The 12,796-nt window shown below is 68.6% G+C and carries 14 protein-coding genes; 9 read left to right on the plus strand and 5 right to left on the minus strand.

Going from position 1 to position 12,796, the window contains the following annotated elements; all coding sequences use genetic code 11:
* Positions 1-10: 10 nt before the first annotated feature.
* Both ACLQ6X_RS01980 and arfB read left to right on the plus strand, forming a co-directional pair.
* Complete coding sequence (locus ACLQ6X_RS01980; RefSeq protein ID WP_411698483.1) at positions 11-481, plus strand: hypothetical protein; 471 nt, start codon at positions 11-13, stop codon at positions 479-481.
* A gap of 13 nt (positions 482-494) precedes the next feature.
* Positions 495-917: an alternative ribosome rescue aminoacyl-tRNA hydrolase ArfB gene (gene arfB, locus ACLQ6X_RS01985; protein WP_411698484.1), complete on the plus strand. Its 423-nt coding sequence runs from the start codon at positions 495-497 to the stop codon at positions 915-917.
* 32 nt (positions 918-949) lie between these two features.
* Here arfB and ACLQ6X_RS01990 read toward each other — a convergent pair whose 3' ends face one another.
* From ACLQ6X_RS01990 to ACLQ6X_RS02005, 4 genes are all read right to left on the minus strand, one after another.
* A complete protein-coding gene (locus ACLQ6X_RS01990; RefSeq protein WP_411698485.1) occupies positions 950-1,882 on the minus strand; it encodes an alpha/beta fold hydrolase in 933 nt (310 codons plus the stop codon).
* A gap of 52 nt (positions 1,883-1,934) precedes the next feature.
* The gene (locus ACLQ6X_RS01995; RefSeq protein WP_411698486.1) at positions 1,935-3,044 is read right to left on the minus strand and encodes a winged helix DNA-binding domain-containing protein; all 1,110 of its coding nucleotides are present in this window, start codon (positions 3,042-3,044) and stop codon (positions 1,935-1,937) included.
* Between the two features lie 70 nt (positions 3,045-3,114).
* Positions 3,115-4,920 (minus strand): glycoside hydrolase family 15 protein, encoded by a 1,806-nt coding sequence (locus ACLQ6X_RS02000; RefSeq protein ID WP_411698487.1) that lies wholly within the window; start codon positions 4,918-4,920, stop codon positions 3,115-3,117.
* 58 nt (positions 4,921-4,978) lie between these two features.
* Positions 4,979-6,049, minus strand: a complete 1,071-nt coding sequence (locus ACLQ6X_RS02005; RefSeq protein WP_411698488.1) for an App1 family protein — start codon at positions 6,047-6,049, stop codon at positions 4,979-4,981.
* 219 nt (positions 6,050-6,268) lie between these two features.
* Between ACLQ6X_RS02005 and ACLQ6X_RS02010 the strand changes: the two genes are divergently transcribed.
* The 6 genes from ACLQ6X_RS02010 (at position 6,269) to ACLQ6X_RS02035 (ending at position 11,441) form a co-directional block, all read left to right on the plus strand.
* On the plus strand, positions 6,269-6,910 hold the full coding sequence (locus ACLQ6X_RS02010; RefSeq protein ID WP_411698489.1) for a TetR/AcrR family transcriptional regulator: 642 nt from the start codon (positions 6,269-6,271) through the stop codon (positions 6,908-6,910).
* Positions 6,911-7,134: 224 nt separating this feature from the next.
* Complete coding sequence (locus ACLQ6X_RS02015) at positions 7,135-8,013, plus strand: ABC transporter ATP-binding protein (protein ID WP_411698490.1); 879 nt, start codon at positions 7,135-7,137, stop codon at positions 8,011-8,013.
* A complete protein-coding gene (locus ACLQ6X_RS02020) occupies positions 8,010-8,717 on the plus strand; it encodes an ABC transporter permease (RefSeq protein WP_411698491.1) in 708 nt (235 codons plus the stop codon). The genes ACLQ6X_RS02015 and ACLQ6X_RS02020 overlap by 4 nt, the downstream gene beginning before the upstream one ends.
* Positions 8,714-9,448 (plus strand): ABC transporter permease, encoded by a 735-nt coding sequence (locus tag ACLQ6X_RS02025; protein ID WP_411698492.1) that lies wholly within the window; start codon positions 8,714-8,716, stop codon positions 9,446-9,448. Before ACLQ6X_RS02020 ends, ACLQ6X_RS02025 begins: the two co-directional genes overlap by 4 nt.
* A gap of 15 nt (positions 9,449-9,463) precedes the next feature.
* On the plus strand, positions 9,464-10,378 hold the full coding sequence (locus ACLQ6X_RS02030; protein WP_411698493.1) for an ABC transporter substrate-binding protein: 915 nt from the start codon (positions 9,464-9,466) through the stop codon (positions 10,376-10,378).
* A 133-nt stretch (positions 10,379-10,511) separates the two neighbouring features.
* A complete protein-coding gene (locus ACLQ6X_RS02035; protein ID WP_411698494.1) occupies positions 10,512-11,441 on the plus strand; it encodes an ABC transporter substrate-binding protein in 930 nt (309 codons plus the stop codon).
* Between the two features lie 16 nt (positions 11,442-11,457).
* Here ACLQ6X_RS02035 and ACLQ6X_RS02040 read toward each other — a convergent pair whose 3' ends face one another.
* Entirely contained in the window at positions 11,458-12,174 is a 717-nt protein-coding gene (locus ACLQ6X_RS02040) for a DedA family protein (protein ID WP_411698495.1), read from the minus strand.
* A gap of 161 nt (positions 12,175-12,335) precedes the next feature.
* Here ACLQ6X_RS02040 and ACLQ6X_RS02045 point away from each other — a divergent pair.
* On the plus strand, positions 12,336-12,796 hold a 461-nt coding region (locus tag ACLQ6X_RS02045; protein WP_411698496.1), incomplete at its 3' end, for a cytochrome ubiquinol oxidase subunit I.

The raw sequence follows: 12,796 nt of genomic DNA on the forward strand, positions 1-12,796 counted from the left end.
ACGTGGCCTGATGCCCACCACGCCGCACGCCAGCGACCTCGCCGCAATTCTGCCCGGAGTCTGGAACGTGCGCGCCACGAACTTCCCGATGTGGCTCACCCGCGAACGCAAATCCCCCCGGTTCAGCTACGACCTCGTGAGCGAGAACCCGCTGACCCTGCGCAACGACGTGAGCTACTTCACCGCCGACAACCAGGAGAAGCACGTGCTCGGCACCGACAAGTGGGCCGACGACCACTTCGTCTGGCGCGGCAAGAGCCTGCTGAAGCTGGCCCGCAGTCGCTGGGCGGTTTCCGGCAAGAACGACGCGTCGACGGTGCTGGCGATCCGCTTCGACAAGACCGCGTTCACGCCGGCCGGCATCGACGTTATCGTGCGCGAGGCGGTCGAGATCGACGAGCTGCGCAGCCTCGTGGCGCGCAACACCGAACAGTTCGGGCTCACCGCCGAAGACTTCGCCTCGCTGACCTGGCTCGACTGACCCCTCCGCCGCCATGGATCTGACCGTGTCGCGGGCACTGACGATCCCCGCGGCCGAGCTCGGCTGGCGTTTCTCGCGCTCGTCGGGTCCCGGCGGACAGCACGTCAACACCTCGGACAGCCGGGTCGAGCTCGTCTGGAGCGTCGCCGACTCGTTGGTGCTCTCCGAGGTGCAGCGTGCGCTCCTGCTCACCCGCCTCGAAGGCCGGCTCGTCGGCGGTGCGATAACGGTGACCGCCTCGGAGCAGCGCTCCCAGCTGCGGAACCGCGAGCTCGCCCTGGACAAGCTCGCCCGGCTCGTGGCGACCGGCCTCGCCCCCGACGCCCCGCAGCGACGCCCGACCAAGCCGACGAAGGGCTCGGGTCGACGCCACCTCGCCGCGAAGCAGCAGCGATCGGCGACGAAGCGGCAACGACAGCGCCCGCCCGCCGAATAGCGACGGGCTCGCCCTCAATAGGGCGGCACCCCTCAGTAGTCCAGCGCCGCCAAGGTCGCGGCCGGCTGCTCGACGTTGCCGAAGTGACCGCAGTCGGCGATGACCCTGGTGGTGCACCGGCGCACGACGCGGGCGAGCCGCTCCAGGTCGTCGTCGGTGACGAACACGTCGTTGTCGCCTTTGGTTGCGTGCACCTCGCACTCGATGCGTGACCAGCGCTCGTCGGCGTCGTAGCCGCGGGTCACGTCGCCCGCGGTCACGAACGAGCGCGGCCGCAGCTCGGTGGCGAGCGCGCCGATCACGGTGTCGTCGACCAGCGACGGGTGCCGGAACAGGGGCGACGTCGCGAACCGCAGAATGCCCAAGGCTCGCAGCCCGCGCACGGCGGCCAGGGCGACCGGCTGGATCGGCGCCAGCAGTCGCATAAAGAACCGCAGCAGCACGAAGCCCGGGATGACCCGCAGCCCACGCCACGGGTGCGCGACACTGTCGATGACCGACCAGGTCGTGCCGGACACGAGCGCCACCGAGTGCACGCTCTGCGGCCAGATCGACGCCATGTGCAGGGCGATGAATCCGCCGAGCGAGTGCCCCACGAGGTCCCATTCGGTGTAGCCCAGCTCGAGCGCGATATCGCGCACGAGCTCGCAGACGACGTCGAGCGTGAGCGGCGCGTCTCCGGGGGCGGGCGTCGCGTCTCCCCAGCCGGGCAGGTCGAGCAGCACGGGGTTGACGATCGTGATGCCCGCCTGTTCCGCCGCGGCGAGCATCGGCGTCCACGTCGTCCACGATCCCGCCGCGCCGTGCAGGAAGATCGTGGCCCGGGTCGACGTGCGCTGCGGCCGGTGACGCGCGACGATTTTCGCGGTGCCGGTGCGCAGCACCACCGTCGTCTCGACGAACCCGTGCGACGCGCCATCCGTCTCGAGCGGGTACGGCGCGTAGGCCGGCGTTGAGGTCAACATCCGCGCCAGCCTACCGAACGATGGAGGCCTCGCACCGCCCCGCAAACCGGGGTCACCGCGCGAGCAGCGGAAGCCCGAGAAACGCCGCGTACCGCCCGACGGCGGCCTCGAACCGGCGCAGCGAGGTGGCCGAGAGCGGGTCGAACGGCTGCGGTTCGACCGTGACGCCCTTCGCCGTGATCGTGCGCCGCCACGTTCCGACGACCTCGCCGCCCACCACGATCGTGGGCATGAACATGCCGTTTTTGCCCGGCACGATCAGCTCGGAGTGCTCCTGCGCCAGCACCGCACCCCGGTCTTGGTAGCCGAGCAGGTATTCGTCGAAGCCGGGAAGGGCCAGGACCTCGGATGTCGCGGCCGCCGCATCGCGCGGCACGAAGTACTGCGTTCCGCCGAGGTCGAGTTCGTCGAGCCGGTCGCGCGCGATGGCGAGCCCGGCGCGCGCGTCGCCCAGCGTCAGCGACGACCACCAGGCGAAGTCGCGCACCGTGGCCGGGCCGTGCCCGGTGAAGTAGCGCAGGGCGAACTCGCCGAGCGCCTCGTCGCGCTCGAGGGTGCGCGGCGCCGTCACCCACTCGTCGAGCAGCACGAACGTCTGCTGGTTGGCCTTGCCCGCCTCGCCCGCCCGCAGGGGACCGAACACCAGCACCCCCCACAGCGCCAGCCGCGCGATGAGGTGCACGCCGCGCTGGCCGGCGACCGAGATGCCGCCCGTCTCGAAGCGCTCGAGCAGGTCGGCGCGTGAGAGCGCCCGCCCGCCGTGCAGCTCGGCGACGGCGATGTCGCGTGCCCGCTCGAAGTCGGCTTCGACGAGTTCGAGCTGCCGGTGCCGCCCGGCCGCGCTGCGGATGGTTCGCGCGGAGGTGAGCGAGAGCATCCAGCCGAGGTCGGCGGGTGGCACGAAGTGCAGGGTGCCGCGCATGGGCCAGGAGCGCACGATCTCGCCGGCCGCGAGGGCGGCTTCGATCGCGGCATCCGTGCTGCCGGGCGTGCGCACGCCGACCGACCACTTGGCGCCCGCGAAGTCTTGCGCCTGCATGGCGAGCAGGTGGCGCACGGTATCGGCGGGCGATGCATCCGCGACGGCGGCGCGCGAAACGCGCTGCGTGCCGAGCCGCAGGAGGGCGATGTCGCGGCGGTGCGCCGCGTAGCTGCGCGTCATCACCACAGTATGGCGCGGGCCTACGACGCGGCGCGGTGCGCCCACCTCGAGGCGCGGCGGGCCGCAGCCGCTAAGCCGCCGTCGCTGTCGCCGTCGCCTTCGCGATCGCGGCGGCGGCGCGCACGAGCGACAGGTGCGAGAACGCCTGGGGCGTGTTGCCGGCCTGCCGGTTTCCCAGCACGTCGTACTCCTCGCTCAGCAGGCCGACGTCGTTGCAGTACCCCACCAGGCGGTCCATGAGCTCCGTGGCATCCGGCACCCGTCCCGACAGGGCGTACTGCTCGACGAGCCAGAACGAGCAGGCGAGAAACGGGTTCTCGCCGGCGGGAAGGCCGTCGACGCCCGACTCCGAGCGATAGCGCAGCAGCAGTCCGTTCTCGAGCAACTCGCTTTCGATCGCCGCGACGGTGCCGAGCATGCGCGGGTCGGTGGCCTCGATGTAGCCGGCCTGCACGAGTTGCAGCAGCGACGCGTCGACGGCCGCGCCGCCGTAGTACTGCGTGTACGTGTTGCGCTCGGTGTCGAAGCCCTGTGACTCGATCTCGTCGCGCACCTCGTCGCGCATGCGCTCCCAGCGCTCGACCGGGCCGTCGAGACCGTAGACCCGCACCGCCCGCACCGCGCAGTCGAACGCCGCCCAGAGCATCACCCGGGAGTGCGTGAAGTGACGCTGCGGGCCGCGGATCTCCCAGATGCCGTTGTCGGGGCGCTGCCAGTTCTCCTCGACGAAGCTCATGATGGCGCGCTGCACGGGCCAGGAGAAGTCCTTCTCCTCGCCGTTCGCCTGACGGGCCCGCTCGAGCGCGAGCATCACCTCGCCGAACACGTCGCCCTGGTACTGCGTGAACGCGCCGTTGCCGATGCGCACGGGGGAGGCGCCGTCGTAGCCGGGGAGGCTCGCCACCTCGTACTCGATGAGCCTGCGCTCGCCCGACAGCCCGTACATGATCTGCACGTCGCCGGGGTCGCCGGCGATCGCGCGCAGCAGCCAGCCGCGCCACGGGTCGGCCTCGCTGTCGAATCCGTGGTCGAGCAGCACGTGCAGGGTCAGCGACGCGTCGCGCAGCCAGACGTAGCGGTAGTCCCAGTTGCGCGTGCCGCCGAACTCCTCGGGCAGGCTCGTGGTGGCGGCCGCGACGATGCCGCCGGTGTCCTCGTGGCTGAGCGCGCGCAGCACCAGCAACGACCGGCGCACCGCCGCGGCGTACTGCGGGGCGACGGCGGCGGCAGAAGCCCAGTGCTTCCACCATTTCTCTGTGTCGCGGATGCGGCTGCTCACGTTCAGCGCACGGGGGGCCTTGCGGTGCGCCGGATACCACGTGAGCACGATGTCGACCGTCTCGCCCGCGGCCACCGTGAACTCCGATACGTGGGTGTGGTCGGCCGCCCGCAGCTTGGGCCCGCGGACCACGATGGCGTCGGGCCCCGCCACCGCTATCACGGCGTTTCCGCCGGCATCCGGCATCTGGCGCAGCCACGGCATCGCCGCCCCGTAGTCGAAGCGGATGCGCAGGTCCTGCACCATGTCGACGGCGCCCGAGACGCCGACCACGCGCCGGATGACGTCGGCGCGACGGTCGCCGTGCGGCATCAGGTCGATCACGTCGACCTCGCCCGTCGGGGTGACCCACCGCGTCACGAGGGTGAAGGTGTCGTCGACGTAGCTGCGGCTGTTGCTGACGCCCGCGGTGCCGTCGGTCGAGGCCGCGGGGGCGACGAGCCACCTGCCGTGGTCTTCGGTGCCGAGCAGGGCGCCGAACGTCGAGGCGGAGTCGAAACGGGGCAGGCAGAGCCAGTCGATGCTCCCGTCGCTTCCGACGAGGGCCCCCGTGTGGCAGTCACCGATCAGGGCATAGTCTTCGACGCGCAGGGGCATTGGGTAATGCTAAGCGGTGCGCCTCGCTCGCGACGTCACCGCGGTGGGCCTTGCGATCTCAGGTTCGCGAACCCAGAATCCCGGTCTTCTTCAGCTGGTCGAGAAGGCCGGCACCGTCGGGCGCGAAGACCCACGACGTGCCCGTGTCCTGCTCGTTGTCGGCCGCGCGCGACCGGCCGCCGGCCAGCACCGCCTCGCTCGTCGACAGCTGGCGGATCGCCACGGCCGCGACGTTCTCGGGGTGCGCGGCGGCGAACTCGCCGTAGAGCTGCTCGTCGTGCTGGCCGTCGTCACCCACCAGCAGCCACTTCATGCCGGGAAGTTCCTGCGCGATGCGTTCGAGGCTCGAGGCCTTGTGGTCGCGGCCGCTGCGGAACCACCGGTCGTGGGTGGGACCCCAGTCGGTCAGCAGCAGCGGACCGGCGGGGTAGAGGTTGCGGTCGAGGAAGCGGGAGAGCGTCGGGGCGACGTTCCACGCTCCGGTCGACAGGTAGATGACGGGGGCGCTCGGGTTGGCCTGCACGATGCGTTCGTACAGCACGGCCATTCCGGGCACGGGGCGCCGGGCGTGCTCGTCGAGCACGAAGGTGTTCCACGCGGCGAGCAGGGGGCGGGGGAGCGCGGTCACCATGACGGTGTCGTCGACGTCGGAGATGATGCCGAAAGCGGCGTCGGGGTCGATCACGAAGACCTCCGCCGTGACGCCCTCCGTGTCATCCGTCTTGATGACGATGGTGTGCCAGCCCGGTTCGAGGTCGACGTTGATCCGGGTGTCGACCAGTCCGCCGCGCCCGGCGAGCACCTTCTGTTCAATACCGCCCGCGATGACCGTCACCTCGACGTCGTCGACGGGAATGCTGAAGAAGCTGCGCCAGCCGCGCACCTTCGCTACCCGCTGGCTCGCGACCTCGCCGCGCGTGAGCACGACGCGGCAGAGCACGCGCACCCAGCCGGGTGAGCCGTACCCGGTGTACGGGATCACGGTGGTCTTGAGGCCGCGCTTGCGGCCACGCCTCTCGCGCCAGGCGTGCAGGGAGTCTTCGAGTCGTGCGGCGAAATGCAGGATAGGGACGCCAGCACCGGTCGACCCGTCTTCGTGGTTCGCGAGAAGGTTTCGAGAGCGGGCCATGCTCCCAGTCTGACACGCTTAGCACATCGAATTATTCTCGACAATCAGGCGCTAATCAGTGGACGTACAGCGCGATTGCAATAGCCTTTCACCACCGCACACACGTTTTGTGAAAATTTTACGCAAATCGTGAGTTTCATTCCTACCCCCGCATTGGGGGCGGGGTTAAGATGGCGGTCTACGTTGATCCGAGGAGACACAGTGTCGACATCATCAGTCATGGACGCAACAATCGCCGGCCAAGTCGCGCTCCGCAACGAGCCGGTTCAGGCACGCAGCACGGCACGTCTCGCCGCCCTCATGGATGCAGCGGCGGCGGTCGTCGACGAGATCGGGTACGAGCGGCTCACCACCGCAATGGTCGCGGAACGCGCCGGCGCGTCGATCGGAACCGTCTACCGCTACTTCCCCGACCGCATCGCCGTTCTTCAGGCGCTCGGCGCGCGCAACCTCGAGCGTGCCCTCAGCCGGGTTGCGGATGAAGCGGCCAACTCTGACCACGACGACTGGGCATCGGCGCTCAACGCCTCGCTCGAGATCCTCATCGAGGCGTTCCGCACCGAGCCGGGCTTCCGTTCGCTGCGCGTCGGCGACGTGATCGACCTCCGCCCCGCCCCGAACGAGATCCCGTTCAAATCGGCGGTAGCCGGCGCCCTCCTCGACAGCCTCGTGGTGCGGTTCGACGTTCCCGACAACGACGAGGTGCGGTTCGCATTCGAGACGGCGATCGAAGTATCCGACGCCCTCGCCGCCCGCGCCTTCGCCCGCAACCCCGACGGCGACGAGAGCTTTCTCGAGGCCGGTGGGCACATCGTCGCGTCTTTGCTCGAACCGCACTTCGGCTCGCCCGCAAAGGGCTGACACCCTCTCTCCATCCTGTCCCCGGACGGCTGCTCGCCAGCTGTCCGGGGATTTCTCTGTCTGCGGGCGGCACCCTAACCCGCGCCACGGCCAATGTCGGTGGTTAGACATAATCTGCAATCCGGAATGACAGACGTTCCGAATGGTGTTTAGCTTTGTGTCTGGACTGGCAGTTGTCTGGCGCGTGTCGATTCGTGGCTATCACGAGGAATGAGCCGAGAAGCATGATCGAATTCCGTTCGGTGACGAAACAGTTCGGCGATGGCCCGCTCGCCGTCGAAGACTTCAGCCTCACGATCCCGTCGCGCAAGACGACGGTGCTCGTCGGTTCCTCGGGCAGCGGCAAGACCACCCTGCTGCGCATGATCAACCGCATGGTCGACCCCAGCTCCGGCGTCATCGAGATCGACGGCGAGAGCATCCTCGACCGCCCGCCCGTGGCTTTGCGTCGCAGCATCGGCTACGTCATGCAGAACTCCGGCCTCCTGCCCCACCTCCGCGTGATCGACAACGTCGCCACCGTGCCCGTGCTCAACGGGGTCGCGAAGAAGCAGGCACGCGCCCAAGCCCTCGAACTGCTCGATACGGTCGGCCTCAGCCGCGACATCGCCGACCGCTACCCGAGCCAGCTCTCCGGCGGCCAGCAGCAGCGCGTCGGCGTCGCACGGGGCCTGGCGGCGAACCCGAACATCCTGCTGATGGACGAACCGTTCGGAGCGGTCGACCCCATCGTGCGCGCCGAGTTGCAGCAGGAGATCATCCGGCTGCAGCGCGAGCTCGACAAGACGGTGGTCTTCGTCACGCACGACATCGACGAGGCATTCCTGCTCGGCGATCAGGTCGTCATCCTCGAGAAGGGCGCGCGCATCGCGCAGCTGGGCAGCCCGTCCGAGATCCTGGGCGATCCCGCGAGCGAGTTCGTGGCCGACTTCATCGGGGCAGAGCGCGGCAAGCGCGCTCTGTCCATCCGCAAGACCGCCACCGGCTCCGTGCTCGTCGACGGCGACGGGCGCACCGCGGGAGTTCTCGTGGATGCACCGGCGCAGCCCTCCCCAGGCAGCGCGTCCCACGACAGCACCTCTCTAGACAGCTCACTCGCGTGAACTGGGTCGTCAACAACCTCGACCTCATCGCCGAGCTGTCGGTCGAGCACATCCGGCTCAGCATCCCGCCGATCCTTCTCGGATTCGTGATCTCCATCCCCATCGGCTGGCTCGCCTTCCGGTTCAAGCTGACCCGCGGCCTGCTGCTCACGCTGGCCGGCCTGCTGTTCACGATCCCGTCGCTCGCTCTGCTCGTGATCCTCCCGCCGCTGCTCGGCATCAGCGCCCTCAGCGACGCCAACCTCACCATCGCGCTCACCATCTACGCGGTCGCGATCATGGCGCGGTCGGTCGCCGACGCCCTCGGCTCCGTCGACCCCGCCGTGCGGCAGTCCGCCACGGCCGTCGGCTACGGCAGCTGGCGCCTGTTCTGGACGGTCGAATTCCCGCTCGCCGGTCCGGTGATCCTCGCCGGCCTGCGCGTCGCCGCCGTGAGCACGATCAGCCTCGTCACGGTCGGCATCCTCATCGGCACCGAGAGCCTCGGCTACCTCTTCACCAACGGCTACCAGCGTCGCATCGTGGCCGAGATCTTCGCCGGTGTCGTGATGGTCGTGGTCATCGCACTCGTCGTCGACTATCTGCTCGTGCTGCTCGGCCGCCTGCTGATGCCCTGGACGCGCCAGCAGAAACCTGTGCGGCCGCACCTAGAACGCATCCCGCTCGTCCCGACGGCGACGAACACCCTGGGCGGTGCCCGATGAATCTCTTCTCCGAGGCCATGGCCTGGCTCTTCGCGCCCGAACGGTACGCGGGCGCCGATGCGCTGCAGATCCGCATCGGCGAGCACCTGTTCTACACCTTCATCTCCCTGGCCATCGCCGGCGCCATCGCGATCCCGCTCGGCTACTTCATCGGCCACACGGGCAGGGGAAGGGAGTTGGCGATCGGCATCTCCGGCGCGGCCAGGGCCATCCCGTCGTTCGGCCTGATCCTGCTGCTCGTCACGCTCATCGGGGTGACGCAGAAGCCCCTCGCCGCCTTCATCGCGTTCGTACTGCTCGGCATCCCGTCGATCCTCGCCGGCGCGTACTCCGGGCTCGAGGCGGTCGACCGTCGCGTCATCGACGCGGCCCGCGCGGTCGGTATGACCGAGTGGCAGATCCTGTGGAAAGTGGAGATCCCGCTCGGGCTGCCTTTGCTCATCGGCGGACTCCGTTCCGCGGCACTGCAGATCGTCGCGACGGTCACCCTCGCCGCCTATATCGGCCTGGGCGGCCTGGGCGGATACATCATCTCCGGCCTCGCCCTCCGCCAGTTCGACCAGATGCTCGGCGCCGCCCTCGTGATCGTCGCCCTCGCCCTCGTGCTCGACGGGATCTTCGCCCTGGCCGAGCGCCTCGTCGTTCCCCGTGGCGTGGCCGCCGGGCGCGCCCCAGACGTCCGCACGCGTTCATCCAGAACGCGCGCGGTAGCGGAAACTCCCGCGAACTAAGAAAAGAGACAAGACATGTCCACAGCAAAGAACAGAGGCTGGCTCGCCGCAGGCGTAGTCATGGTCGGGGCGGCATTGACCCTGTCAGGGTGCGCATCGGGTGATCCACTGGACTCCGGTACGGATGACGCGGCCTCCGGCGACACCGTCGTCGTCGGCTCGCAGGCCTACTACTCCAACGAGATCATCGCCGAGATCTACGCGCAGGCTCTCGAAGACGCCGGGTTCGAGGTCGAGCGCAAGTTCAACATCGGCCAGCGCGACGCCTACCTGCCCGAGCTCGAGGCCGGCACCGTCTCGCTGTTCCCCGAGTACACCGGAAACCTCCTGCAGTACTACGTGCCGAAGACCGAGGCCACCTCGTCCGACGACGTCTACGCGGAGCTGCAGACCAGCCTCCCCGACGGCCTCGAGGTGCTCGACCAGTCGCCGGCCACCGACCAGGACTCCTACAACGTCACGAGCGAGTTCGCCGAGGCGAACAACATCACGACGATCGCCTCGCTCGCCGACGTCACCGTTCCGCTCACCCTCGGCGGCAACGCCGAGCTCGCCGAGCGCCCCTACGGCCCCACCGGCCTGAAGGACCGCTACGACGTCGACGTCGCCTTCACGGCGACGGGAGACACCACCGTCGAAGACCTCATCGCCGGCACCGTCAACATCGCGAACGTCTACAGCGCCGACCCGCGCATCCAGACCGAGAACCTCGTGACCCTCGAAGACCCCGACGGCCTGTTCCTCGCCTCGAACGTCGTGCCGCTCGTGAGCGCCGACGTCGCCGACGAGATCGCCGACGTGATCAACGCGGTCAGCGCCAAGCTCACGCCCGAGGGTCTCGTCGACCTCAACGTGCAGTCCACGGTCGACGAGGAGTCGTCCGACTCCATCGCCACCAAGTGGCTGACCGACAACGACCTCCTGAAGTAGTGGGCTGTTCGAAGTAGTCACCGTCACAGACGAGGGGCGGATGCCGCGGCATCCGCCCCACTGTCGTCTCGCGAGCCGAATCTGGGACTTTCTCACAGGATTTTGTCACGTCGCGCCGTGACAGGATGGACAGATGCACTCACGCGTCGGGCTCCGGATTCTGGCGGGAGCACTCGCGATCGGCACCGCCCTCAGCCTCACGGCCTGTGGTGCCCGATCGGCCGACGAGCTCAACTCGGGGCACGGCGCCCGCATCAGTGTCGGGGCGCACAACAGCGTCGAAAACCGCATTCTCGCGCAGATCTACGGGCAGGTTCTCGCCGACCGGGGCTACCTCGTCGACTACAACGAGGGCGTGGGCGACCGGGCGGCGTCGATCGCGGCGCTGCAGTCCGGACACATCGACCTGGTAGCCGAAACGTCGGGTGATCTGCTCTACGCGATCGACGGCACGGCGTTCGCACGATCCCGCGACGACATCGAGGACGCGCTGCCCGAGGAGGTCGAGAAGCTCGGCCTGCACGTGCTGCGGGCCGCGCCGGCCGACAAGGCCGTCGCCTTCGTCGTCACAGAGGATTTCGCGCGGTCGCGCCAGGTGGCCAGCATCGGCGAGCTCGCCTATCTCGCCGACGACATCACCATCGGGGCGGACAGCGACTTCGACGAGCAGCGCTACGGTCCCGGCGGACTGCTGAGCGTCTACCGGGTCGCGGGATTCGACACCCGTGAACTCAGCGACGACGGCGGTGCGGCGACCCTGGGGGCGTTGCTCACCGACAGTGTGCAGGTGGCGGTAATCCCGGCCGCCTCGCCCGCGATCCTGCGCAACAACCTGCGTGTGCTCGCCGACCCGAAGAGCCTGATCACCGCCCAGAACATCGTGCCGCTCGTGGGTAACAGCGCCTACTCGCCCGACGTGGAGCAGATCGTCGACCCGGTCTCCGACGAGATCACCACCGAAGAGCTGCGCGCGCTCAACGAACGAGCGACCGCGAGCGTTCCCCTGTCGCCGGAGAGCATCGCCCGCGAGTGGCTCGTCGGCAAGGGCCTCATCCGCGAATGAGCCGAGGGCTCCGCGGCTAGTTGTGCTGCCGGCGGGCCGTGTCGTCGACGGTGTGCGCCTCGGCCGCCGGGCTGTCCGTCCCGGGCCGCTGCGCGATCCGGTCCATGTGGCGCGCCTCGAGCTTCGACAGCACCTTCTTCGCCACGAGCACGAGCAGGGCGAAAGCCACGATGATGCCGACGAAGATGTAGCCGGCGTAGTGCAGACTGTCGGCCATCTGGCGGTAGCTGCCGGCGGCGAGGGCGCCGACCGAGACGTAGGCGAAGGCCCAGAGCACACACGCGGGCACGGTCCACTTCATAAAGCGGCGGTACCGCATGGTGCTCATACCCACGGTCAGCGGGATCAGCGAGTGCAGCACGGGCAAGAACCGCGACACGAAGACGGCGAGCCCGCCGCGGCGGTCGAGGTAGGTCTCGGCGCGCTGCCAGTTGTGCTCGCCGACACGGCGGCCGAGCCGCGAGGCCCGGATTCGCGGTCCGAAGTAGCGGCCGAGGGCGAAGCCGATGCTCTCGCCGGTGAGCGCGCCGGCGATCACCGCGAGAACGAGGAAGACGTACTGGGCGGGGTCTTCGACTCCGGTGGCCGCCACGATCGCGATCGTGTCGCCCGGCACGATGAGACCGACGAGGATGCTCGTCTCGAGCATGATGCCGAAGCCGGCGAGGAGCGTGCGAAGCACGGGATCCACCGACTGAACCACGTCGAGAATCCAGGTCAGAATCTCATTCACGCCTCGACCATATCCGTCGCGCCTGAACGTGGATATCGGGGTTACCCCCGAATCGACCCCGGGAGTGAAACGCGGGACTTAAGGCCCATGTGCCCCGAGGGCGTGCCGATGAGAATAGGGATGTAGTTCTGACGAAATCTTTAGATCGGGCGGTGATGGACGTGGGGGAGATTCTTGACCCGCTTCTGCTTTCTCGGTGGCAGTTCGGTCTCACGACCCTCTACCACTTTCTCTTCATTCCCCTCACGATCGGCATGGTGCTGATCGTCGCCACCCTGCAGACGGTCTGGGTGCGCACGGGAAAGCTGAAGTACCTGCACCTCACCCGCCTCTTCGGCAAGATCTTCCTCATCAACTTCGCCATGGGCGTCGTCACCGGAATCGTGCAGGAGTTCCAGTTCGGCATGAACTGGTCTGACTACTCCCGGTTCGTCGGCGACGTGTTCGGCGCGCCCCTGGCGTTCGAAGGGCTCCTCGCGTTCTTCCTCGAGTCGACCTTTCTCGGCCTGTGGATCTTCGGCTGGGACCGGCTGCCGAAGAAGCTGCATCTGGCCACGATCTGGCTCGCGTCGCTGGGCACGCTGCTGTCGGCCTACTTCATCCTGGCCGCGAACTCCTGGAT

Source organism: Conyzicola sp., assembly GCF_046714715.1.
GTDB lineage: Bacteria > Actinomycetota > Actinomycetes > Actinomycetales > Microbacteriaceae > Conyzicola.